This is a genomic window from Methylobacterium sp. NFXW15 (genome assembly GCF_049887755.1).
Taxonomy (GTDB): Bacteria; Pseudomonadota; Alphaproteobacteria; order Rhizobiales; family Beijerinckiaceae; genus Methylobacterium.
Map to the genome: position 1 here is coordinate 16,643 of NZ_JAGEKG010000005.1, position 21,648 is coordinate 38,290.

Annotated in this window: 22 protein-coding genes and 1 pseudogene; 18 read left to right on the top strand and 5 right to left on the bottom strand. The window is 68.3% G+C overall.

From position 1 onward, the window contains the following. The first annotated feature begins 170 nt into the window (after nt 1–170). The 5 genes from J4O73_RS12595 (at nt 171) to J4O73_RS12615 (ending at nt 3,466) form a co-directional block, all read left to right on the top strand. The gene (locus tag J4O73_RS12595; RefSeq protein ID WP_378972106.1) at nt 171–395 is read left to right on the top strand and encodes a hypothetical protein; all 225 of its coding nucleotides are present in this window, start codon (nt 171–173) and stop codon (nt 393–395) included. A gap of 168 nt (nt 396–563) precedes the next feature. Beyond that, the gene (locus J4O73_RS12600; protein ID WP_426217778.1) at nt 564–737 is read left to right on the top strand and encodes a hypothetical protein; all 174 of its coding nucleotides are present in this window, start codon (nt 564–566) and stop codon (nt 735–737) included. 121 nt (nt 738–858) lie between these two features. Next, complete coding sequence (locus tag J4O73_RS12605) at nt 859–1,350, top strand: DUF2721 domain-containing protein (protein ID WP_426217780.1); 492 nt, start codon at nt 859–861, stop codon at nt 1,348–1,350. A 169-nt stretch (nt 1,351–1,519) separates the two neighbouring features. Next, on the top strand, nt 1,520–2,233 hold the full coding sequence (locus J4O73_RS12610; RefSeq protein WP_426217782.1) for a GntR family transcriptional regulator: 714 nt from the start codon (nt 1,520–1,522) through the stop codon (nt 2,231–2,233). 84 nt (nt 2,234–2,317) lie between these two features. After that, nucleotides 2,318–3,466, top strand: coding sequence for an alpha-hydroxy acid oxidase (locus J4O73_RS12615; protein ID WP_426217784.1), 1,149 nt, complete (start codon nt 2,318–2,320; stop codon nt 3,464–3,466). 9 nt (nt 3,467–3,475) lie between these two features. Here J4O73_RS12615 and J4O73_RS12620 read toward each other — a convergent pair whose 3' ends face one another. Then, the gene (locus J4O73_RS12620) at nt 3,476–4,150 is read right to left on the bottom strand and encodes a DUF2490 domain-containing protein (protein ID WP_426217786.1); all 675 of its coding nucleotides are present in this window, start codon (nt 4,148–4,150) and stop codon (nt 3,476–3,478) included. Nucleotides 4,151–4,272: 122 nt separating this feature from the next. Between J4O73_RS12620 and J4O73_RS12625 the strand changes: the two genes are divergently transcribed. The 12 genes from J4O73_RS12625 (at nt 4,273) to J4O73_RS12680 (ending at nt 15,222) form a co-directional block, all read left to right on the top strand. Beyond that, the gene (locus J4O73_RS12625) at nt 4,273–4,437 is read left to right on the top strand and encodes a hypothetical protein (RefSeq protein WP_426217788.1); all 165 of its coding nucleotides are present in this window, start codon (nt 4,273–4,275) and stop codon (nt 4,435–4,437) included. A gap of 36 nt (nt 4,438–4,473) precedes the next feature. Next, a complete protein-coding gene (locus J4O73_RS12630) occupies nt 4,474–5,391 on the top strand; it encodes a LysR family transcriptional regulator (protein ID WP_426217790.1) in 918 nt (305 codons plus the stop codon). Nucleotides 5,392–5,522: 131 nt separating this feature from the next. Next, entirely contained in the window at nt 5,523–6,716 is a 1,194-nt protein-coding gene (locus J4O73_RS12635; RefSeq protein ID WP_426218363.1) for a CaiB/BaiF CoA transferase family protein, read from the top strand. Next, a complete protein-coding gene (locus J4O73_RS12640; RefSeq protein WP_426217792.1) occupies nt 6,713–7,636 on the top strand; it encodes a hydroxymethylglutaryl-CoA lyase in 924 nt (307 codons plus the stop codon). Before J4O73_RS12635 ends, J4O73_RS12640 begins: the two co-directional genes overlap by 4 nt. A 104-nt stretch (nt 7,637–7,740) precedes the next feature. Then, nucleotides 7,741–9,060 (top strand): MFS transporter, encoded by a 1,320-nt coding sequence (locus J4O73_RS12645; RefSeq protein WP_426217794.1) that lies wholly within the window; start codon nt 7,741–7,743, stop codon nt 9,058–9,060. Between the two features lie 74 nt (nt 9,061–9,134). After that, nucleotides 9,135–9,638 carry a DUF427 domain-containing protein gene (locus J4O73_RS12650; RefSeq protein ID WP_426217796.1) on the top strand — a complete coding sequence of 168 codons (504 nt, stop codon included), beginning with the start codon at nt 9,135–9,137 and terminating at the stop codon, nt 9,636–9,638. Nucleotides 9,639–9,892: 254 nt separating this feature from the next. Then, nucleotides 9,893–11,095: an alpha/beta fold hydrolase gene (locus tag J4O73_RS12655; RefSeq protein ID WP_426217798.1), complete on the top strand. Its 1,203-nt coding sequence runs from the start codon at nt 9,893–9,895 to the stop codon at nt 11,093–11,095. A 108-nt stretch (nt 11,096–11,203) separates the two neighbouring features. Further along, a complete protein-coding gene (locus J4O73_RS12660) occupies nt 11,204–11,422 on the top strand; it encodes a hypothetical protein (RefSeq protein ID WP_426217800.1) in 219 nt (72 codons plus the stop codon). A 194-nt stretch (nt 11,423–11,616) separates the two neighbouring features. Next, complete coding sequence (locus J4O73_RS12665) at nt 11,617–13,125, top strand: ATPase domain-containing protein (RefSeq protein WP_426217802.1); 1,509 nt, start codon at nt 11,617–11,619, stop codon at nt 13,123–13,125. Next, the gene (locus tag J4O73_RS12670) at nt 13,112–14,152 is read left to right on the top strand and encodes a sensor histidine kinase (RefSeq protein ID WP_426217804.1); all 1,041 of its coding nucleotides are present in this window, start codon (nt 13,112–13,114) and stop codon (nt 14,150–14,152) included. The genes J4O73_RS12665 and J4O73_RS12670 overlap by 14 nt, the downstream gene beginning before the upstream one ends. A 77-nt stretch (nt 14,153–14,229) precedes the next feature. Beyond that, nucleotides 14,230–14,466 carry a hypothetical protein gene (locus J4O73_RS12675; protein ID WP_426217806.1) on the top strand — a complete coding sequence of 79 codons (237 nt, stop codon included), beginning with the start codon at nt 14,230–14,232 and terminating at the stop codon, nt 14,464–14,466. Between the two features lie 165 nt (nt 14,467–14,631). Next, nucleotides 14,632–15,222, top strand: coding sequence for a cell wall hydrolase (locus tag J4O73_RS12680; RefSeq protein ID WP_426217808.1), 591 nt, complete (start codon nt 14,632–14,634; stop codon nt 15,220–15,222). Between the two features lie 113 nt (nt 15,223–15,335). Here the strand turns inward: J4O73_RS12680 and J4O73_RS12685 are convergent, their stop codons facing one another. From J4O73_RS12685 to J4O73_RS12695, 3 genes and pseudogenes are all read right to left on the bottom strand, one after another. Continuing rightward, entirely contained in the window at nt 15,336–17,804 is a 2,469-nt protein-coding gene (locus J4O73_RS12685; protein ID WP_426217810.1) for an ATP-binding cassette domain-containing protein, read from the bottom strand. Between the two features lie 4 nt (nt 17,805–17,808). Next, nucleotides 17,809–18,678 carry a branched-chain amino acid ABC transporter permease gene (locus J4O73_RS12690; protein WP_426217812.1) on the bottom strand — a complete coding sequence of 290 codons (870 nt, stop codon included), beginning with the start codon at nt 18,676–18,678 and terminating at the stop codon, nt 17,809–17,811. A gap of 9 nt (nt 18,679–18,687) precedes the next feature. Beyond that, a pseudogene (locus J4O73_RS12695) lies at nt 18,688–19,869 on the bottom strand (ABC transporter substrate-binding protein). 322 nt (nt 19,870–20,191) lie between these two features. Here J4O73_RS12695 and J4O73_RS12700 point away from each other — a divergent pair. Beyond that, nucleotides 20,192–20,608, top strand: coding sequence for a nuclear transport factor 2 family protein (locus tag J4O73_RS12700; RefSeq protein ID WP_426217814.1), 417 nt, complete (start codon nt 20,192–20,194; stop codon nt 20,606–20,608). Nucleotides 20,609–20,615: 7 nt separating this feature from the next. Here J4O73_RS12700 and J4O73_RS12705 read toward each other — a convergent pair whose 3' ends face one another. After that, nucleotides 20,616–21,320: a GntR family transcriptional regulator gene (locus J4O73_RS12705; protein WP_426217816.1), complete on the bottom strand. Its 705-nt coding sequence runs from the start codon at nt 21,318–21,320 to the stop codon at nt 20,616–20,618. Nucleotides 21,321–21,648 lie beyond the last annotated feature (328 nt).

Genomic DNA, 21,648 nt, shown 5'->3' on the forward strand with positions numbered 1-21,648 from the left:
CCGCCGCAGGTTGTACGCGCTCTGAAAGCTAATATCGCAGTGCGGCATATATTCGTTCGCACTTGCGAAATAACATGCACCATTCTTCCAGCACAAAACTGGAGGACGGGCAATTGACACCCTCATCCCAAACGGAGTGAGATGGCTCAAGAATTATAAGGGAGGTTTCCATGGCCAAGTTCATGCTGGGTATCATGGCTGACGGTGACGACGAGCCGGTGCGCCGGATCGCCATCTCGGCCGGCGACGCGCTGTCGGCGCAGTCCGAAGCCAATGTCGCTTACGAGAAGGTTCGCCGGGAATACCCGGACGCCACCGAGCTGTACTTGATGGATGGCGCAGGTCAGACCTGGAATCGCGCTGTGGCCGCGAGCGGTTGGACGAGCGCACACTGATCTCATTGATCTGCCGTTGATTCTCATCCGGGCAGGCCCTGAACGGCCTGCCCGGATGAGTTGTGCTGTGAATTACCCCTAATGGCCAGGGTTGACGCCCTGCTGTAGCGCCCAACATCACCTGCACGAGCGTGGCCATTATGGCGGACGAGGTGAGGAATGGGGCAGGTGAAGGGGCCGCGGCCGAAGACGGATCTTCAGGCCGTACGGGAACGGGCAGGGGCCGAGTTGATCGACCGCATGGGCATCCGCACGGAGGCCGAGCGGGCGGAGATTATGATCCGGGATGCCCGCAAGGCGCGCCTCGCCGCCCAGGCTAAGGCTTTGGCCAAGGCCGATTGAGGCTTTCGTCCGGTGAGTCCGCTGTCGTGTCCTGCATCGGAGCGGCATCCGCTCCCGCGGGAAATGTTCTAAACCGCCTTCACGCCCCCGCCGCCTCGGCGGGCCGGACGAGGGGAGCGGCATGGATCTGTTCGGCGGTGCATTCAGCGGCAATTCGCCGGACGACATTGCCCACATCATTCAGGTGTCGCTCGCGCCCGCCTTCCTGCTGTCGGCGCTGGCGACGCTGCTCAACACCTTCTCGACGCGGCTCGCACGCATCTCCGACAAAGTGAACGCCGCCGACAAGGAATTGCTCGGCGCCAGCGAGGACGAGGCGCGAACGATCTCCATCCGGCTCGCCTACCTGCATCGCCGCTCGATCCTGCTCGACGCGGCGGTCGTGCTGGCCTGCCTCGGGGCGGGGCTGGTCCTCACTTCGATCCTCACCCTCTATGTCGGCGCCCTACGCGACGGGGCAGCGGCCTCGGTGCTGTTCGCCCTGTTCGGGCTCGCCCTCCTCTTCACCATCGCGGCGATCGGGGCTTTCCTCGTCGAGATCCTGCTCACGGGCCGGGGCGTGCGCGTCGAGGTGGAGCGCCAGCGCGAAACCGCCTCGAAGCGCGGCGCCTGATGCGGGGATGCTGCCAGACCTGCGGTTCGGCGCCGAGCGGCGCGGACATCAGACCAACGGGCACCCTCCACCGACTTCAAATCTCCAGGCTGGGTTCGCGCTTACGATGAAGGCCAAACAACTCAACCGTGTATGATGCTAGAGAGCGTTCCCTTCTCGTAGCAAGCGCATGCCTTCGCACATCATCCCGAGCCTCGTCGATCAGGTCTACGAACGGATCCTCGACGAGATCTGCGACGGAACCCTTCAACCGAACTCACGTCTGATTCAGGACGATTTGGCGGAGGTTTACGACGTATCGCGACAGCCCGTGCAGCAGGCGATCATGCTGCTGCGGGAACGGGGCTTCGTCACCGATGCGCCCAAGCGCGGTGTCGTGGTGGCGCCGCTCGACGTCGACCTGATGCGCAGCATCTATCAAGTCCGCGAAGTCTTGGAGGGGCTGGCATGCCGCCTCGCCGCCGAGCGTGCGACAGGCTCGGCGGTTCAGGAACGCGGTCGCGAGTTGATCGCGCGGGGACGGGCGGCCATCGCGCATGACACGATCGCCAATCAGATTGCTGCGGATATCGCGTTTCACGAGTATGTGAGCGAACTCTCCGAAAACTCCGTGATCGGTGAGATGAGCCGCCCCCAACTCCACCACATGCGCCGGACGATGGGCGAGGTGCTACGGCTGGAGGAAAGCGTCACCCTCGGCTTGTGGGACGAGCACGAGGAGATTTTGGGGGCGATCGTCGCCCAAGACGCGGCGAGGGCTGAGGCGCTCGGCCGGGCGCACGTCGTCCGCGCGCGGGAGAAGTTCGTGGCGCGATTGGAAGAACTCGGTGCCATCGCCCGCGCCGCCGAGCGTCGCCGGGCTTTGACGCGCATCGCGCGATAACATCGCTGAGGTGGGCCGCGCGCGACTGACATCGGCTCGCCCCCACCGGACTTGAACCGTCACTTCGCCAAAGGACCGGTCCCGATGGACCACACCATCACCACGATCGAAGACCTTCGCCGGATCGCCAAGCGGCGCGTGCCGCGGATGTTCTACGACTACGCCGATTCCGGCTCGTGGACAGAGGGAACCTACCGGGCGAACGAGGCGGATTTCGCCGCGATCCAGTTCCGCCAGCGGGTCGCCGTCGACATGACGGACCGCTCACTCGCCACGACCATGGCCGGGCAGCGCGTGGCGATGCCGGTCGCCCTTGCGCCGACCGGCATGACGGGCATGCAGCATGCGGACGGGGAGATCCTGGCGGCGCGGGCGGCGGAGGAGGCGGGCATCCCCTTCACCCTCTCGACCATGAGCATCTGCAGCATCGAGGACGTGGCCGAGGCGACGTCCTCGCCGTTCTGGTTCCAGCTGTATTTCATGCGCGATCGCGCCTTCAACGACCGGCTGATCGACCGGGCTGCGGCGGCGGGCTGCTCGGCGCTGGTGCTGACCCTCGACCTCCAGATCCTGGGCCAGCGCCACAAGGATATCCGCAACGGCCTCTCGGCCCCGCCGCGCCTGACGCCCTCGACCGTCATCGACCTGTTGACCAAGCCGCGCTGGTGCCTCGGCATGGCGCGCACGCAGCGGCGGACCTTCCGCAACATCGTCGGCCATGTGGAGGGCGTCGGCGATACGCGCTCCATCTCGGCCTGGACCTCGCAGCAATTCGACCCGCGCCTCGATTGGGACGATGTGGCCCGCATCCGCGACCGCTGGAAAGGCCCACTGATCCTCAAGGGCATCCTGGATACCGAAGATGCGGAGAAGGCCGTCGCCACGGGCGCCGAGGCGCTGATCGTCTCGAACCATGGCGGACGGCAGCTCGACGGCGCGCCGTCCTCCATCGCGATCCTGCCCGAGATCGTCGAGGCCGTGGGATCACGCATCGAGGTGCTGATGGATGGCGGCATCCGGTCCGGTCAGGACGTGCTGAAGGCCATCGCGCTGGGGGCGAAGGGTGTCTTCATCGGCCGCCCGTTCCTCTACGGGCTCGGCGCGGGCGGGGAGGCGGGCGTCGCGCGCTGCCTGGAGATCATCCGCAAGGAGCTCGACATGACGATGGCGCTCTGCGGCCACCGCAACCTCCTCGACGTCGACCGGTCCATCCTGCGCCCGCCGCACGGGTAGGTGGCAGCGCTACGGCCGGATCGACAGGTTGAGTGAGACGATGTGGTCGGTCTGGAGACCGCTGCCGGAACTCTTGATCAGCCGATTGATGTAGCCGACCTCGACGGTGGACTTCCCGCCGATCGGCACTTCGAGCCCTGCGAAGGTGCGAAGCTGGTCGAACCCGGCCTTCGGACCCCAATCGGCATCGTTGAGGGCGATGAAGGTCTCGCTCCACCCGACGAGGGACACGCTGTCCGCCCCCTCGAACAGCGGGGCGGCGACGCGGAACTGTTGCCTCGCGCGGAAGGCGACGTCCTTCCCGTCGGAGCGCCATCTCTGCTCGAAGCGCGTCCGCGAGGACGTCTTCAGACCGTTGTACTCGCCGATCTTCCAGTTCACCTCCTGGAAGCTGCGGTTCTCGACCAGAACCGGGCCGGTGCCGTGATCCTCGACATAGGCGTAGCCCTGGTAGAGCGTGAGGTCCTTGGTGACCTTCCAGCCCACGGCCGGACGTAGGATCAACTGATCGAGCTGCGAGATGCCGTTGCCGAAGCGCGGCTGCACCTCCGCGAAGAAGGCGACGTCGCCGACCGAGCCGAACAGGGTGGTGTTGATCCAGAGCTGCGCATCGTGGCCGGAGGCCTGCGCCGAGACGGGCGCGGGCGTCGCCGCCAAGGCGAGCGTGGAGAGCAGCGGGAGCACGAACCTATTCAACCCGTTCCCCCCTCGACCGGCCTTCGACCTTTGCCGTTCGGTGTCCCCTTGCGCCGGGGCCCCGTCAAGCCAGCGGGTCCGAGAATCCCGGCGCGCGTCTTGATCGTGCCATGTCTGCATGCGATCGGACGTCTCCGTTCGGCGCGGCGGCGGCGACGGTCACGCATGAGGGGTTCGCGATGCTGCAGGTCATTCTCGGAATCGTCGGCGTGCTGTTCGTGCTGGACATGTCCGGCGTCGCCTTCCGCTGGGTCACCAACCGGCTCGCCAAGTAACGCGCGGCCCGCGGGCGGCGCGCGTCCCGACCGGCCATGGCCCAGGGTCCCGCGACGCCCTCCATCCTGAACCGCCTCGATCTCAAGACGCTGCGCCTGTTCGTGGCGATCTGCGAGGACGGGACGCTCAACGGCGCGGCCCGCCGGGCCGCCATCGCCCCCTCGGCGGTCAGCAAGCGCCTCGCGGAACTGGAGCGGGCGCTCGGCTGCGAGTTGCTGATCCGCGAGCCGAAGGGCATGCGCCCGACGCCTGCGGGGGAGACCCTGCTTCACCATACCCGCCGGATGCTCGCGAGCGCCGAGCAGATCAGCCTCGAACTCGCCGAGCACGCGCGCGGCGTGCGCGGCTTCGTCCGCGTCTTCGCGAACCTCTCGGCCATCGTCCAATTCCTGCCGGAGGATCTTCAGGCCTTCCTCGCGGCGCAGGGCGAGATCCGTGTCGATCTGGAAGAGCGCCCGAGCAGCGGCGTCGTCGCCGGGGTGGAGGAGGGGGCGGCCGATCTCGGCATCTGCGCCGGGGGCACCGATACGCGCTCCCTCGTCGCCCATCCCTACCGCAGCGACCGCCTCGTCCTCGTCGTCCCGGCAGGTCATCCGCTGGCGGGACGCGAGGCGGTGTCGCTGGCCGACACCCTCGATCATGACCATGTCGGGATGCATCGGGAAAGCTCGATCTACGCCGCCCTGCGCGACGAGGCGCGCCGCCTCGGGCGCCCGCTGAAGCTGCGCATCCATGTGCCGAGCTTCGATGCGATCTGCCGGATGGCGCAAGCGGGCATGGGCCTCGGCGTCGTGCCGGAGCGCGTTCACGCCCTCCTCGGCCCCCAGATGCACGTCGTCGCCGTGCCGCTTACCGACCCGTGGGCGCAACGTACCCTGCTTCTGGTCGCCCGGCCCGGCACCCTGACGCCGGCTCCCGCGCTGCTGTTCGCCCATCTTCGCGCCGCTGGCTGAACTGCGGGCAGCGTTCTCAAGCGGAGAACGCTGATTGGCGCATGGCGTTTAGACCGGCCACTCCCCCTGCAGTATTGTTCAACAAAATACTCATGGAGGAAGCGTTGATGGCAAGCTCGGCCCCAGAATCCGTGCAAGGCCCGCTGAATGGTATCCGTGTTCTCGAACTCGGCCAGCTGATCGCCGCACCGTTCGCCACGAAGATCCTCGGTGAATTCGGCGCCGAAGTAATCAAGGTCGAGGCGCCGAACGAGGGCGACCCCCTGCGCAAGTGGCGCAAGATGCACGAGGGCACTTCGCTCTGGTGGTACCTGCAATCGCGCAACAAGAAGTCGATCGCCATCAACCTGAAATCGCCGGACGGCCTCGCCGTGGTGAAGGATCTCGTCCGCACCGCCAATGTGGTGGTCGAGAATTTCCGGCCCGGCGGCCTGGAGAAGCTCGGCCTCGGCTGGGACGTGCTGAAGGAGCTGAACCCGAAGCTCGTGATGGTCCGCATCTCGGGCTACGGCCAGACCGGCCCCTATCGCGACCGGCCGGGCTTCGGCGCCATCGGCGAATCGATGGGCGGCATCCGCTTCACCACCGGCAGCCCGGACAGTCCGCCCGCCCGCGTCGGCGTCAGCATCGGCGACACGCTCGCCTCGCTCCACGGGGTGATCGGCGCGCTCATGGCGCTGCTGCACGTCAAGACCTCCGGCGGCGCCGGGCAGGTCATCGACGTCTCTCTCGTGGAGAGCGTGTTCAACGTCATGGAGAGCCTCGTTCCGGAATACGACCTCCTGGGCGAGATCCGCACCCGCACCGGCGGGGCGCTGCCGGGCATCACGCCGTCCAACACCTACCCGACCCGGGATGGCGGCTTCGTCGTCATCGCGGGTAATTCCGACCCGATCTTCCGCCGCCTGATGACTGCGATCGGCCGTCCGGACCTCGCGGACGATCCGTCCTTACGCGGTAATGACGGGCGCTCGGCGGTGGCCGGAATGCTCGACGGCGTGATCGCCGACTGGTCTAGGGCCCGCACCGTGGACGAGGCTCTGGCCGCCCTCGACGCCGCCGATGTCCCGGCGGGCCGCATCTACTCCGTCGCCGACATCGTGGCCGACCCGCATTACAACGCCCGCGACATGATCCTCGAGGCCGAACTGCCCGGCGGGACCAAGGTGAAGATGCCAGGCATCGTCCCGAAGCTGTCCGGCACGCCGGGCTCGGTGCGCTGGCAGGGTCCGGCGCTCGGCGCCCACACCGACGACGTCCTCTCCGACCTCGGCCGCGATGCCGAGACCATCGCACGCCTGCGCCGCGAGGGAGCCGTCCAATGAGCGCCGACGCCATGCTGATCCAGGAAGTCGCCACCCGCGACGGGTTCCAGATCGAGCCCGTCTACGTGGAGACGGCGGACAAGATCGCCTTGATCGACGCGCTGGCGGCCACGGGCTTCTCGCGCATCGAGGTGTCGTCCTTCGTCTCGCCGAAGGCCGTGCCGGCGCTCCGCGACGCCGCCGAGGTCTTTGCCGGGATCACCCGTCGGCCGGGCACGGTCTACGTGGCGCTGGTGCCCAACCCCAAGGGCGCCGAGCGGGCGCTGGCCGCCAAGGTCGATGAGGTCAACCTCGTCGCCTCGGTGAGCGAGACCCACAACCGCGCCAATATGGGCATGACGCCGGACGCCTCGATCGAGGGCTTCGGCCGGATCATGGAGACGGTGAAGGGCTCGGGCGTTTCCACCAACGCCACCGTGGCCACCGCCTTCGGCTGCCCGTTCGAGGGCGACCAGCCGGTGGACAAGGTCATCGGGCAGGTCGAACGCTATCTCGCCCTCGGCATCGAGGGCGTGACGCTGGCCGACACGACCGGCATGGCCAATCCCCGGCAGGTGGAGCATCTGGTCGCCCGCGCCCTGGCGCTGGTCCCGGCCGGGCGCCTGACCCTGCACTTCCACAACACGCGCGGCCTGGGCCTCGCCAACGTGCTCGCTGCCTACGGCGCAGGCGCGCGCCGGTTCGATGCGGCGCTCGGCGGCCTCGGCGGCTGTCCCTTCGCGCCGGGGGCGACGGGCAACATCTGCACCGAGGACCTCGCCAGCATGGCCCACGAGATGGGCATTCCCACCGGGCTCGATCTCGAAGGCCTGATCGCTCTGTCCCGCGACCTCCCGCGCCTCGTCGGACACGACGTGCCGGGCCAGGTCGCCAAAGCCGGGCGCCCCTGCGACCTGCATCCGGTGCCGAAGGCGGCCTGAGCCCGCGTCGTCGCTCCCGTCGTCACTCCCGCCGGACGCCGCCACAGAAGCGGCGACGGCCTCTCCGCGCGTTCGCGCGCGCCGTCTCAGCTTGGAGGAAACCCATGAGTGCCGTCACGACAACCCCGCTCGCGGGTGTCGCCGAAGTCACCGAGAGCAGCGTGGTGCGCAAGGCCGCATGGCGGCTGATGCCGCTCATCATGGTCTGCTACATGTTCGCGTTCTTCGATCGCATCAACATCAGCTTCGCCAAGTTCCAGCTCCAGAGCGATCTCGGCTTCAGCAACGTCGCCTACGGGCTCGGCGCGAGCATGTTCGTGATCGGCTACGTGATCTTCGAGGTCCCCTCGAACCTGTTCCTGTACAAGGTCGGGGCGCGGCGCTGGATCGCCCGGATCATGATCTCCTGGGGCATCGCCACCGCCCTCATGGTGTTCATCACCACCGAGTGGCAGTTCTACGGCCTTCGCTTCCTCATTGGTGCCATGGAGGCAGGCTTCGCGCCGGGCATCCTCTACTACCTGACCCTGTGGTTCCCGGCCTCGTTCCGCGGCCGCGTCACCTCCTTCATGTTCGTCGCCTCGGCCTTTTCCGGTATCTTCGGCGCTCCGGTCGCGGGCCTGATCCTTGGCGGCCTCAACGGGGTTGCGGGCCTCGCGGGCTGGCAATGGCTGTTCCTGGCGGGCGGACTGCCCTGCCTCCTCCTCGGCGTCATGGTGTTCCTGCGCCTCGACGACCGGATCGAGGATGCCCGCTGGCTGAGCCGGGCCGAAAAGGACATGCTGTCCTCGAAGATCGCCCACCACAACAAGGATATCGGCGACCATTCGCTGCTCGGCGCCATCAAGCAGCCCGGCTTCCTGCTCATCGCCCTGGTCTACTTCCTGCTCCAGATCGGCTCCTACGGCCTGAACTTCTGGGGGCCGGACCTGATCAAGACCGCGACCGGCGGGTCGGCTGCCTCGGTCGGTTTCCTCACCGCCGTGCCCTACATCTGCGGTGCGATCAGCATGGTCGTGATCGGGCGCCTGTCCGATGCCTCCGGCGAGCGGCCGAAATTCGTCGCCGGTCTCGCCGTCGCGGCGGCGCTCGGCTTCTTCGCGGCGGGGATGTTCGACAAGCAGATCGTGCCGCTGATGATCGCCCTGGCCTTGGTCGGCTCCGGCATCGTCGCCTCGATCCCGACCTTCTGGACGCTGCCGGCCAAGCTCGTCACCGGGGTCGGCGCGGCGGGCGGCATCGCGCTGATCAACACGCTCGGCCAGTTCGGTGGCATCGTGAGCCCCGTGGCGGTCGGCTGGGTCAAGGATCTCACCGGCTCCACGACTCCGGCGCTCTACGGCATCGGGGTCCTGTGCCTCGTTGCGGCGGCCCTGCTGATCTTCGCGGCCCCGGCGAGCCTGCGCCGCAACGATCGCCTCTGATCCGACCGGACGCCGCATCCCCACCGGGATGCGGCGCGCTATCTCCCCCGGCGGCTCAAGGATGGAGCAGGCCGATGGTGTTCAAGCGCCCGATCCCCGACCCGGTGGGTCCAGGCCAGGAGAGCGTGTGGGACTATCCCCGCCCGCCGCGTCTCGAACCCGTGCGCGAGCGCCTGCTGATCGTCTTCGACGGCATGCCGATCGCCGACACGGTGAACGGCTACCGGGTGCTGGAGACGAGCCACCCGCCGACCTACTACATCCCGCCCGGCGACATCGCCCCCGGCAGCCTCGCCCGGATCGCCAGCGGCAGCTTCTGCGAGTGGAAGGGCAGGGCGGTGCATTACGACGTGATCGGCCCGACCCGGCGCGCACCGCAGGCAGCCTGGGCCTATCCGTCGCCGATGCCCGAGTTCGGGCCGATCGCCGGCCATGTCGCCTTCTATGCCGGCCCCATGGAATCGTGCCATGTCGGCGACGAGCGGGTGACACCCCAGCCCGGCGGCTTCTACGGCGGCTGGATCACGCCGCGGATCGTCGGGCCGTTCAAGGGCGGGCCGGGCAGCCAGGGATGGTGATCCCGGCCTGTGACAGCGGCGCCTCGTTCGGTCGCTGACGGGTGAACCGGTAATGCTGTGCTATTGACGCTCGCGGCGGTCGCTGCCGAAGTGCCGCCGATGACGGCGCGACGCGATCCAGCCGCCGAGGGGGTCAGAACCAGCTCATGCAGGCCGAGGCGACGAACGCCGGGTCCGGACAGCCTGGCCGACCGCGGCGCACGAAACCCATCGCATTCACCCCGCCCCTGGCCCCGCGGGACTCGACCGGACCGGTGCGCCGTCGGCTCCTCTTCTATGTGCCGGGCTACGATCCCGATTCCGAGCGCCGCTACCGGGCGCTGTTCATGCGCGAGATCCGCCGCTACGCGAGGACTTTCGGCCTGCCGGTGCCGAAGATCGGTCGCCCGATCGACAGCGAGGATGGCCTCGTCCAGTCCTGGACCGTCGATGCCTGCGGTGGCCGCACCCGGACGCAATACGAGTTGCTGCTCTGGAGCGACCTCGTTCGGCGCGACATGGGGAAGCCCTATGTGGTCGGCGCCTGCCTGAACCTCTGGGCTGTCCTGAACGTCGCGGCCAACGGCACGCTGGGGCGCCTGTACCGCGCCAGCTGGAAATGCGGGAACGTCGTCCTCTATCCCGCCGTCATCACCGCCCTCCTGCTCGTCGTGCTGCTCGCCTCAGGCCTCGCGGGGCATGGCGTGCTCGGCATCGGCCTCGGACTGCCGACCTGGATCGCGCTCCTGATCGGATGCCTCGCCGGAGCCGTCGGCCTCAGGATCGTGGCACCGCGCCTCGACCGGGCCTTCGTCTGGCAGTTGATGCATGACTGCGTCTTCCACTGGCAGCACGCGACTGGCCGGAGGCCGGATTACCGGGCGCGGATCGAGGCCTTCGCCGAACACATGCTGGCCCGCATCCGGGCGGCCGATGCCGACGAGGTGCTGATCGTCGGTCACTCGACCGGCGGGCTGACCGCCGCCGAACTCGCCGTCCTGCTCCTCGACAAGGAACCGTCGCTCGGGCAGGCCGGGCCGACCTTCTCCCTGCTCACCCTCGGCTCCAGCCTGCCGGTCGTGGCGTTCCAGCCTGGAGCCCGCGACACACGGGCGGCCGTCGCGCAGCTCATGACCTCCAAGCGACTGACCTGGGTCGATTTCCAAGCACCGCAGGACTGGATGAACTTCCCCGGCTTCAATCCGGGCCACGATCTGCCGGTGGGCATTCCGGTGACGGAGATGGCGAACCCGGTCATCCGCTCGGCCAAGTTCACCGAGATCATCGACGCGCAGACCTATCGCAGCATTCGCCTGCGACCGTTCCGGATGCACTTCCAGTTCCTAATGGCGAACGACCATGCGGGGGTCTTCGACATCTTCGCTCTGACGCTGGGCTCGAAGAGCCTTCGCGACCGCGTCATCGGCGAGGACGCCGGCCTTCTCGGAGCAGCGTCCAAGACATCCGCAGAGCATTGATTTCATCGATATCGACTATCGATACGATCTGTTTGAATGATGGTGCAGTGCGGCGCATCTTCCCTTCACGAACCGGGGCGAACCCCGGTGAACAAGGGAAATCACACCATGACCATTCGCACTTTCGTCCTCGCCACCCTCGCGATCGTCCCCGCCCTCGGCTCTGCCGTGGCGGACGAGCGGATCGACTTCACCCCGCCGCTCTACCGGGAACAGGCCCGTCCGACCGCCGCGATCCGTCCGGCTGCGGAACTGACCACGATTCCGAGCCTCGTGCGGGCCGCCCCCCAGTCCCCGCGCCGGGTGAGCGAGGCCACCGCCCGCTAAGTCGCTCGTGACCGCGCGGCACACGGCCCGGCGCCCCTGCGCCGGGCCGTTGCGTTCGAGAAAGCGGGATCTCTCTCTTGTCCTGCGTCGTTCGCAATGAGGACAACCGGGCCGCTGACATGTACGCGGCATCGTGAGACGACTAAGGCTTTCGACAGGCACCCATTGTCCAGGGCGGCGAGAAGGAGTGCCTGATGGCATCGATCGATCAGGACGCCACACCGGTCTCGACCGGCGTCAGCGGCCTCGACCACATCCTCGACGGCGGCTACGCCGCGCAGCGCTCCCATCTCATCGAGGGCCGCCCCGGATCGGGCAAGACGACGCTGGCGATGCAGTTCCTGCTCGAAGGTGTGCGACGCGGTGAGTCCGGCCTCTACATCACCCTGTCCGAGAGCCGCCGCGAATTATTGAACGTCGCGCGGCGCCACGGATGGTCCCTCGACGGCATCGAGATCTGCGAACTCGTTCCGCCCGAGCTCAGCCTCGATCCGACGCAGCAGCAGAGCCTCGTCCATTCCTCCGATCTCGAACTCGGCGAGACCGTGCGTCTGGCGATCGCCGAGATCGAACGGTCGAAGCCCCGGCGGGTCGTATTCGACAGCCTGTCCGAGATCCGGCTCCTGTCGGAGGGGTCGTTGCGCTACCGGCGGCAGGTCCATGCCCTGCGCAGCTACCTGCTGATCCAAAATGCGACCGCCCTGCTCCTCGACGACATGACCGCCGAGACGGATGACCTGAACCTGCACAGCCTCAGCCACGCCGTGATCCGGCTGGAACAGCTCGCGCCGCTCTATGGCGGCGAGCGCCGTCGGCTGCGGGTCATCAAGATGCGCGGCACGGCCTTCCGGGGCGGCTTCCACGACTACGTGATCCGGCGCGGTGGCCTGACCGTGTTCCCCCGCCTGGTCGCGGCCGACCACGAGGCCGAGGTCCCCGGCGAGCCCTGCACGACGGGCAGCGCCGAGCTCGACGATCTCCTCGGCGGCGGCATCGATCGCGGCACCAGCACGATGCTGATCGGCCCCTCCGGCGTCGGCAAGTCGACGGTGGCGCTCACCTGCGTTACGGCGGCGATCGCCCGGGGCGAGAAGGTGCTGATACTGAGCTTCGACGAGACGAAGGGGGTCCTGGGCCGCCGGGCACGCGGCCTTTCGATGCCGATCGACGATGCGGTAGCGTCCGGCGCGATCCAGATCGAGCAGATCGATCCGGCCGAGATCTCGCCCGGCGAACTCGCCGACCTCGTGCAGAACGCCGTCGAGCACCGCGGCGTGACGGTCGTGGTGATCGACTCGCTGACCGGCTATCACAACGCCATGCCGGAGGAGAATTACCTCCTGCTGCAGATGCACGAATTGCTGACGTACCTGAACCAGCAGGGTGTCATCTCGCTCCTCGTCCTGGCACAGCACGGCATGATCGGCGCGATGGGATCCAACGTCGATCTGACCTATCTCAGCGACACGATCCTGCTGTTCCGCACATTCGAGGCGGAGGGGCGCCTGCGCCGGGCGCTCTCGGTCGTGAAGAAGCGGACGGGCATCCACGAGGACACGATCCGCGAGTTGCGGATCGACTCGAGCGGGATTCGCGTTGGCGATCCCCTCACCGCGTTCCGGGGCATCATGACCGGCGTCCCCACATTCGACGGCGAACGCTCGTCCCTCCTGGCCGTCCGCCCCGCCGATGACCGTGGCTGATCCGCCGGTCCTCCTCTTCACGCCGGGTGGGCGCGACGCGATCGTGGCCGCCGCCATTCTCGGGGAAGGGGGGATCGCGACACAGGTCTGCGACAGCCTCGGGGACCTCGTGTCCCGGCTCGACCAAGGCAGCTGCGCCGTCTTGACCGAGGAGGCGCTGCTCTCCTCGAACCGGCAGGCGCTGGCCGATTGGATCGCGGCGCAGCCGCCCTGGTCGGACTTTCCGTTCATTCTCCTCGGCCTGAGGGGCGCCGAGCCCAACAGGCATCTAACGGAGATGCTCGGCAACGTGAGCGTGCTGGAACGCCCGTTCCATCCGGCGACCCTGGTCTCGGCGGCGCGGGCGGCCTTGCGGGCCAAGCACCGCCAGCTCGACGCGCGCACGCACCTCGAAGAGCGAGACCGGACGGCGGAACGGCAGACGCTGCTGATCCGCGAGTTGCACCATCGCGTGAAGAACACTCTGGCCACGGTGCAGGCCCTGCTCGGAGCCTCTGCCCGCTCGGCGACCACCGTCGACGCGTTCTACGCCTCGTTCTCGGCGCGGGTGATCTCACTCGCCAAGACGCACAACCTGCTGACCGAGGATTACTGGCAGCAGGCTCGGCTCCGCGACATGCTGATGAACGAACTCGGCCCCTACAACGACAGCGAGGGATCCCGGATCGTCCTCGATGGCCCGAAGGTCGATCTCGTCGGCGACCTCGCGGTGCCGACCGGCATGGCGATCCACGAACTGACGACGAACGCCGCCAAGCACGGAGCCCTGTCCGTGCCCGAGGGCCGGATCCACATCGCCTGGACGGTCGAGCGGCAAGATGACCAGCAGGTCCTGTGCCTCGATTGGACCGAGAGCGGCGGCCCGCTGACCCAGGCCCCGACCCGGAAGGGCTTCGGCTCGACCCTGCTCCAGCGCGTGCTGAAGCTCCAATGCGGAGCGGACATCGCCTTCGATTACCAGCCCTCGGGCCTGCATTTCACCATGCGGGCGCCGCTGCCCGATCAACGAATCGTGCCCGCCTACTGAGGCCGATCCCCGTCTATGGCGGAACGGGTGGGGACGGCCGCACGTTTCAGAGCGAATTCTCATCCAGGAGAAACGCCATGCGCGCTCTGACCATTGCTTCCATCCTCGCCCTCACCGCCGTCGCCGGAATCGGACAAGCCGAGGCCAAGGGCTGCCTCAAGGGTGCCGTCGTCGGCGGCGTCGCGGGCCATATGGTCGGCCACGGCGCGGCGGGCGCTGCGGCGGGCTGCGCCATCGGCCATCACCGCGCCAACAAGGCGAGCACGAACACCGCGCCGACCTCGACCGGCTCCACCACCACGACCTCCCGCTAAGACCCGACGACACGGTGGCGCCAGACGGGCGCCGCCGTGCCTTTCCACACCTCGCCACATCCTCGCCCAGAAGTGCCGCATAAGCTCGACCGTAAGACGAGCCTTCAGGCCAACTTCTAGCAACATGGGGAGCGCTCTCCCCGGACGCGAGGAAAGCGAAGCTGCATGCAGGTCATCCGGGCGACGTCATCGACAGCGCGAATCGGGATCGTTCTCCTCGGTGCCGGCCTGAGCGCCTGCAATTCCACCGGCCCGACGACCACCGGCTCCCTCGCCGTCCACCAGACCGCCCTCGTCGTCAGCGATGCCGAGCGTGATTGCCTGGGCCGCGCCATGTACTTCGAATCGAAGCGGAACGACGCGGAAGGCCTGCTGGCCGTCGGCACGGTCGTGATGAACCGCCTCGAAGCGGCGATGTTTCCGGGCGGCATCTGCGCCGTGGTCGGCCAACCGGGTCAGTTCGCGACCGGCGTCCTGACAAAGCCCATGCGCGAGAAGGATCTCGACAAGATCGCGGACGTCGCCGACGCCGTTCTGGCTGGCGAGCGCCACCCGAAGGTGGGGAAGGCCATGTTCTTCCACACCGCCGGGTACCACTTCCCGTACAAGAACATGCACTACGTGGCTGCGGCCGGTGGCAATGTCTTCTACGAGAAGAAGGACCGGAAATCGGCGGCCAGCCTCCCCATGACGCCCTCGGCCTCCGATCCGATCCCGACGCCCATGGCTCAGACGGTAGCCGCGCCCGCGCAGTAGCCGGCCCGGTGCCGCCACGGGTTCACGCTCGCCCGATGCTTCACTCACTGTGAGACGGTCAGGGACCGTCCGTGAGCCGCCTGTGATCGAGCCGAAAGCGATCTTGGACACTTTCACGCGGCGCCGAGATAGGCGGCCTCCAAGCCCTTGTCCGCCGACAGTTCCACCGCCGTTCCGTGCGCGACGACCCGCCCCTGTTCCAGCACATAGCCGCGGTCCGCGACGGTGAGGGCCAGCGCCGCCATCTGATCCACGATGAGAATGGTGACGCCCTCGTCGCGCAGTTCGGCGACGGTGGCGTAGAGAGCGTTGATCATGGACGGGGCGAGACCCAGCGAAGGCTCGTCGAGCAGCAGGATTCGCGGATGCGCCATCAGCCCACGGGCGATGGCCAACATCTGTTGCTCGCCGCCCGAGAGCAGCCCCGCCCGGCTCGTCGCCCGGTCGCGCAGGCGCGGGAAACGATCGAGCAAGCGTTCCACTTCGGCCGGATCGATCGGCGTGCCGCGCCCGAAGGCGCCCAGGCGGATATTTTCCACCACGGTCAGTTCCGGAAAGACCTGCCGTCCCTCCGGCACCAGCGCGAGGCCGAGACGGGCGATTCCATGCGCGGGCATCGCATCGACGCGACGATCCTCGAGAACGATCGCCCCCTCGACCGGGCGCAACAGCCCGGCGAGCGCCCGCATCGCCGTGGACTTGCCCGCCCCGTTGGCGCCGAGCAGCGCCACGGTCTCCCCCGGGCGGACATCGAGCGCGACACGATCGAGGACCGGCGCGGCGCCATAGCCCGCCGTCAGGTCGAGGACGGAGAGCACCGCATCCGCCGGTCCCTGCCACGGCGCGGCGCGCGGGCGAGCGGGCGTGTCGGCGCCCCCGAGATAAGCACGCAGCACCGCAGGATCGCGCCGGATCTCGGCGGGTTTTCCGCGCGCGATCGGGCGTCCCGCATCCATGACGAGGATGTGGTCGGAGATTCCCATCACCAGCGGCATGTCGTGCTCGACCAGCACCACGGCGATGCCGTGATCCGCGACCCGGCGGATCAGCTTCGCCAGCCGGTCCGTATCGGCCCGCGAGAGACCGGCGGCGGGCTCGTCCAGCAGGAGGACGGCGGGATGTCCCGCCAGCGCGCGGGCGATCTCCACGAGGCGACGATCGACATGCGGCAGCTCGGCGGCGGGGCGGTCGAGGGAGCCCCGGTAACCGACGAAGGCGAGCAAAGCATGCGCCGCCGCGCGGTCGCCCGCCCCGGCGCGGCGCCAGAGGCGGCCCGGCGCGAAACCCAAGGCCACGTTGTCGGCGACAGGGAGCGAGCCGAACAGGCGCGTCGTCTGGTAGGTGCGCGCGATGCCCGCCCTGGCGACCTCATAAGCGGGCCGCCCGGCCAGGTCGCGCTCGCCCAGCCGGATCGTGCCCGCGCTCGGGCGGTAGAAGCCCGAGACCATGTTGAGCACCGTCGTCTTGCCGGCTCCGTTCGGGCCGATCACGCTGGTGACGGCACCCCGCCGGGCGGTCAGCGCGACGCCCTCCGCCGCCGTGATCCCACCGAAGCGGATGCCAAGCCCTTCGAGAGTCAGCGGCGCGTCCCCCGCTCTTCCGGTGAGCGGAGCCGCGTCCCCGCCATCGGAGACGGTCTCGTCGCGCGGGCGCGGCAAGAGGCGGGCGAGGCTGCCGACCAATCCTGACGGGACTAGCCAGAGCACCACCAGGGTGGTGAGGCCGAAGAACAGCAGGCGGTATTCGGCGAGGCCCGACAGCGCCTCCGGCAGGAGTACGGTCACGAGGGCGCCAAAGAGCGGGCCGAGCACGGTTCCGGCTCCCCCGACGATCACCGACAGGACGAAGAGGATCGATTGCGAGAAGGGGAAGGAGCTCGGCGCGATGAACAGCATCAGCGGCGGCAGCACGGCTCCGGCGAGGCCGGTGAGCGCCGCCGAGATGGCGAAGGCCAAGGTCTTCACGCGCACGGGGTCGAAGCCGAGCGCGGCGGCGGCGACGTCGGCGTCGCGCACGGCCCGCATCGCCCGGCCGAGGCGGCTGCGGGCGAGGAGATCGAAGCACAGGAGGCTCGCCCCGGCCGCGAGCACCGCCAGTGTTGCGAGACCGGCGGGGGACAGCGGATCGCCGAACAGGCTCGGGGCGTCGGTGACGACGAGGCCGTTCTGGCCGCCCGTCACCTCGCCGCCCTCGATCAGACCGTGCTCGACGATGAAGCCGAAGGCGATCGTCAGCATGGCAAGATAGGGGCCCTTCACCCGCATCGCCGGCACGGCCACGAGGATTCCGACGAGTGCCGCGATCAAGGCCGCCGCCGGGAGTGCCAGCCAGAAGCTGATGCCGCGGAGGGTCAGGATCGCGCTGGCATAGGCGCCGATGGCGTAGAAGCCGGCATGGCCGAAGGAGATCAGCCCGGTGAGGCCGAGAAGCACGTTGAGCCCGATGCCCGCCACCGTCGTCAGCGCCACGAGGGCGATGACGAAATGGCTGTAGCCCGCCGTCATCGCGACGAGGCCCAGCGCGGCGGTGGTGAGGACGAGGATGCAGAGGCGCATCGCCGGGGCCGATCTCAGGCGATGCATGGGATCAGACCTTGTTGACGGCGGCGCGGCCCAGCAGGCCGTCCGGCCGCAGGGCGAGGGCCAGGACGATCACCGAAAACACGACGAGTTGCGTGTAGGTAGAGCCCAGTGTCGCGGTGACGCCAGCCTCGACCAGTCCGTAGAGCAGCCCCGCCAGGATCACCCCGGTGGCCGAGCCGATGCCGCCGAGGATCGCCACGGCGAAGGCCTTGATGCCGAACAGGGTGCCGAGTTCGGCCGAGACCGAAAAGAGCGGCGCGATGAGCAGGCCTGCGATGCCCGCGAGCGTCGCCGACAGGGCGAAGGCGCAGGCCACTGTGCGGCGCACGTCGATCCCCATCAGGCGCGCCGCGTCGGCGTTCTGCGCCACCGCGAGGAGGACGCGGCCGAGATCGGTCCGTCGGAACACCGTGCGGATCGCGAAGGCCAGGGCGATCCCGATCACCGGGATCACGAGTTGAAGCGGGTAGATTCCGGTTCCGAAGATCTCCACCGGCTTGCTCGCGAGCGGGGAGGGCAGGCTGCGTGGCTCCTTGCCGAAGCTGAAGAGGAGCGTGTTGTCGAGGACGATCCCACCCGCCACCGTCGCGAGCAGCCACGCGTCCGAGCCGCGCATCACGAAGGGGCGCACCAGAACGGCCTCGACGAGGAGGCCGAACACGGCGCATCCGAGGAGCGCGAGGAGGATGGCCACCGGCATCGGCCAGCCGAGTGTCACGCCCAGCCAGTAGGCCAGGACCGCGCCGAGCGTGACGACGCTGCCCTGCGCGAAGTTCACGGTGCCGGAGACGGCGTAGGTGACGTGGAAGCCCAACGCCACGAGCCCGTACATGCTGCCGAGCCCGAGGCCGCTGACGAGGATGGAGGTCAGCATCGCCGCCGCTCAGTTCGTGACGGCGACGATCTCACCGTCCTTGAAGCGCGTGAACACGTAATCGGACGGCCCCAGCGCATCGTGACGGTCCGCCGCGAACGGATGATCGTAGGTTTTGATGAGGCCCTGATAGGTGCCGATCTTGTAGAAGCCGTCGCGAACCTTCGGCCCCTCGGTCGAACCGGCCGCCTGGATCGCCAGGGCGAGCAGATGCGTGGCGTCGTAGGCATTGGCGATGCCGACCGCCGGGGTGACGTCGGCCATCGACTTGATCGCCGGGTACTTGGCCTTCAGCGCGCCGAGGACGGCCGTCGCCTTCGGGGAGGTATTCCCCGCGAAGGTGAAGGTCTAGATGAAGTGAACCTTGGCGGCGCTCGGGCCGGCGAGCTCATCGAACCGGCCACCGGCGGGGCCCCAATGGGAGACGACGGGGACCGCCCAGTTCATCCGGTCGAGGGACTTCACCACCTGCGCCGAAGGGCCGACATTCCCGACGAGGAACAGGGTATCGGCGCCCGCCTCCTTCAGCCGCGTCAGTTGCGGCACCATGTCGACGTCGTTGGCCTCGTACTTCTCGATCCCTGCCGTGGGCAGGTTCGCGGCCTGGAGAGCGTCCTTGAGGCCCTTCTGGTTCGACTCGCCCCAGGCGTTGTTGACGAGGATCATGCCGGGCTTCTTCGCGCCGTAGGTCTTGATCGCGTAGGCGACGAGGGCCTCGTCCACGAGAGCATCCACGGCCGAGACGCGGAAGGCGAAATTGTCGGCGGCGCCGTTCCGGGTGATCCCGGTTCCGGCCGCCCAGGGACCGATGAAGGGTACCTTCATCTGATTGGCGACGGGCACGATCGCCATCGAGACCGGGGTATCGAGACCGCCGACGACGGCCACGACGCCGACCCGCTGGATCAGTTCGCGGGCGGCCAAAACGCCCTTCGACGGGTTCGCCTCGTCGTCGCGGGCGACGAGTTCGAGCGGCCTGCCCAGCACACCGCCCTTGGCGTTGATCTCGTCGATGGCCAGCCCGATTCCCCGGGAGATCGCCTCGCCCGATTTCGCGGATTGGCCGCTCAATGCGGTCACGAGCCCGATCCTGACGGGCTCAGCCGCCGCTGCGGGCTGGTGGGCGAAGCCGAGCGCGACGCACGCGGACAGCGCGATGCGGCGCAGAACGGGTGAGGCGTTGGAGGCCATGGGTGTCTCCCGGAAGCGAGGCGCCGTCTGACGACCGGCACGCCGGGTCTTGCGCAACGTCCATGCCACTGGAATGCGAGCAGGGCCGCGGCGCTCTACCGCCGGGAGATGCCCGCACAGCAGCAAATCTGTGCACATTCCCACGTCAAAGTGCATACACTTTCTGCATGCACTTTGGGTTCGGATCCGCCACCCTCGTGCATCGATCCAGACGGAGGCGTCGGCCGTGTCTGGGGAGAAACTGATGCACAAGCAAAGAGCTAGGGCTCAATTGCGTGAACGAGGTGAGTGCGTCTCAGCACTCACGGGACAGGAGCTTGCCATGACCGATGCGACCTTGAAGGATCCGACGGAGCGGGACGCCGCGAGCGTGACCGCCTATCTCGAAGCGTCGATGGTGCCCGATCCCGAAACAGCCGCGCGCTACATGGCGCCCGGCACGCGGATCGTGTTCACGGGCGCCCGCGTCTTCGGCCATCCGTCCGAGGTCACGGCCTTCAATGCCGGCCGCTATGCCTGGGTGAAGAAGCGGATGGAGCGGTTGGACGTGGTGCCGGGCGACGGCGTCACCACGGTCTACAGTCTCGGCACGCTCTACGGCGAATGGCCCGACGGCACGCCGTTCGAGGGCAACCGCTACGTCGACCGCTTCACCGTGCGCGACGGCCTGATCGTCGGCATGGAGGTGTGGAACGACAGCGCCGAGCGCCTGCTGACCAAGCACGGCATCACCGCCTGAGCGCCGATCAACCGGCGCCGACATCCTCGACATAGGGCGCGAGCAGGCGAACCAGATCGCGCTCGCGCGGAACCTGCTGAACGATGCGCGCCCGCTCCGCCACCGCGTCGAGATGGTGGTCCATGAGGCTGCAGGCGCGCTCCGCATCTCCGCTCATGAGGGCGGCGACAATCTCGCCGTGCTCGTTGACGGCACAGTCCGACGAATGCGGACGTGCATAGAGCGACAGGATCAGCGCGCAGCGGTAGGCGATCTCGGCGACGTACCGGTTCAGCACGGTGCTGCCGGTCATCTCCGCCAGCATCAGGTGGAATTCCGTGGCCAGCCGGATCGAGACCGCCTCGGGGCCGCTGCGGGCGGCCTCTTCGCGAGCGATCTGATCGAGCAGCGTCGCGTGCTGCTCGGCGCTCAACCGTCCGGCGAGGCGCCGCACCACCAATCGCTCCAGGCCGAGCCGCACGTCGAACGTGTCGCGGGCCTCCTCCCAACTCGGCGTCGCAACGACGGCGATGCGGTTCCGGCGGAGATCGACCAATCCCTCGCCGGCCAAGCGCAGCAGCGCCTGCCGCGCGATGGTGCGGCTGACCCCGAACCGCTCGCCGAGCGCATCCTCGGGCAGACGGTCCGCGGGCGCCAGCGCCCGCTCGACGATCGCCCGCCGCAGGGCCTGACAGATCGCGCCGACGCGATCCCCCTCGTCTCGCACCTTCATCGGCGCCGGACGATCCGCGCCACGGCCGCTGCGTATGGGTCGATCATGGTCCTCACTTTCGAACGCGATCCGCTCGTGGCCCGAGCCCTCGTCCATCACTGGGACGATGCCCTCCCGCCGACACGAACGACTGCGCCATCTCCGCTCGACGGCTACGATGAACCAGCGGTGCTCCGTTCGTGAAGACCCCCGATCCGTCTCAGGTGTGCTGACGGTGGACAGGAGAAGGCTGCGACCGGTCATTGCCCGGCCTCTCCGTCGCGGGCGACGGCGGCTAGGTCACGGTGATGGCACTTCGGGCGTCTCGGCCCTGATGCGGCGGGCCGGA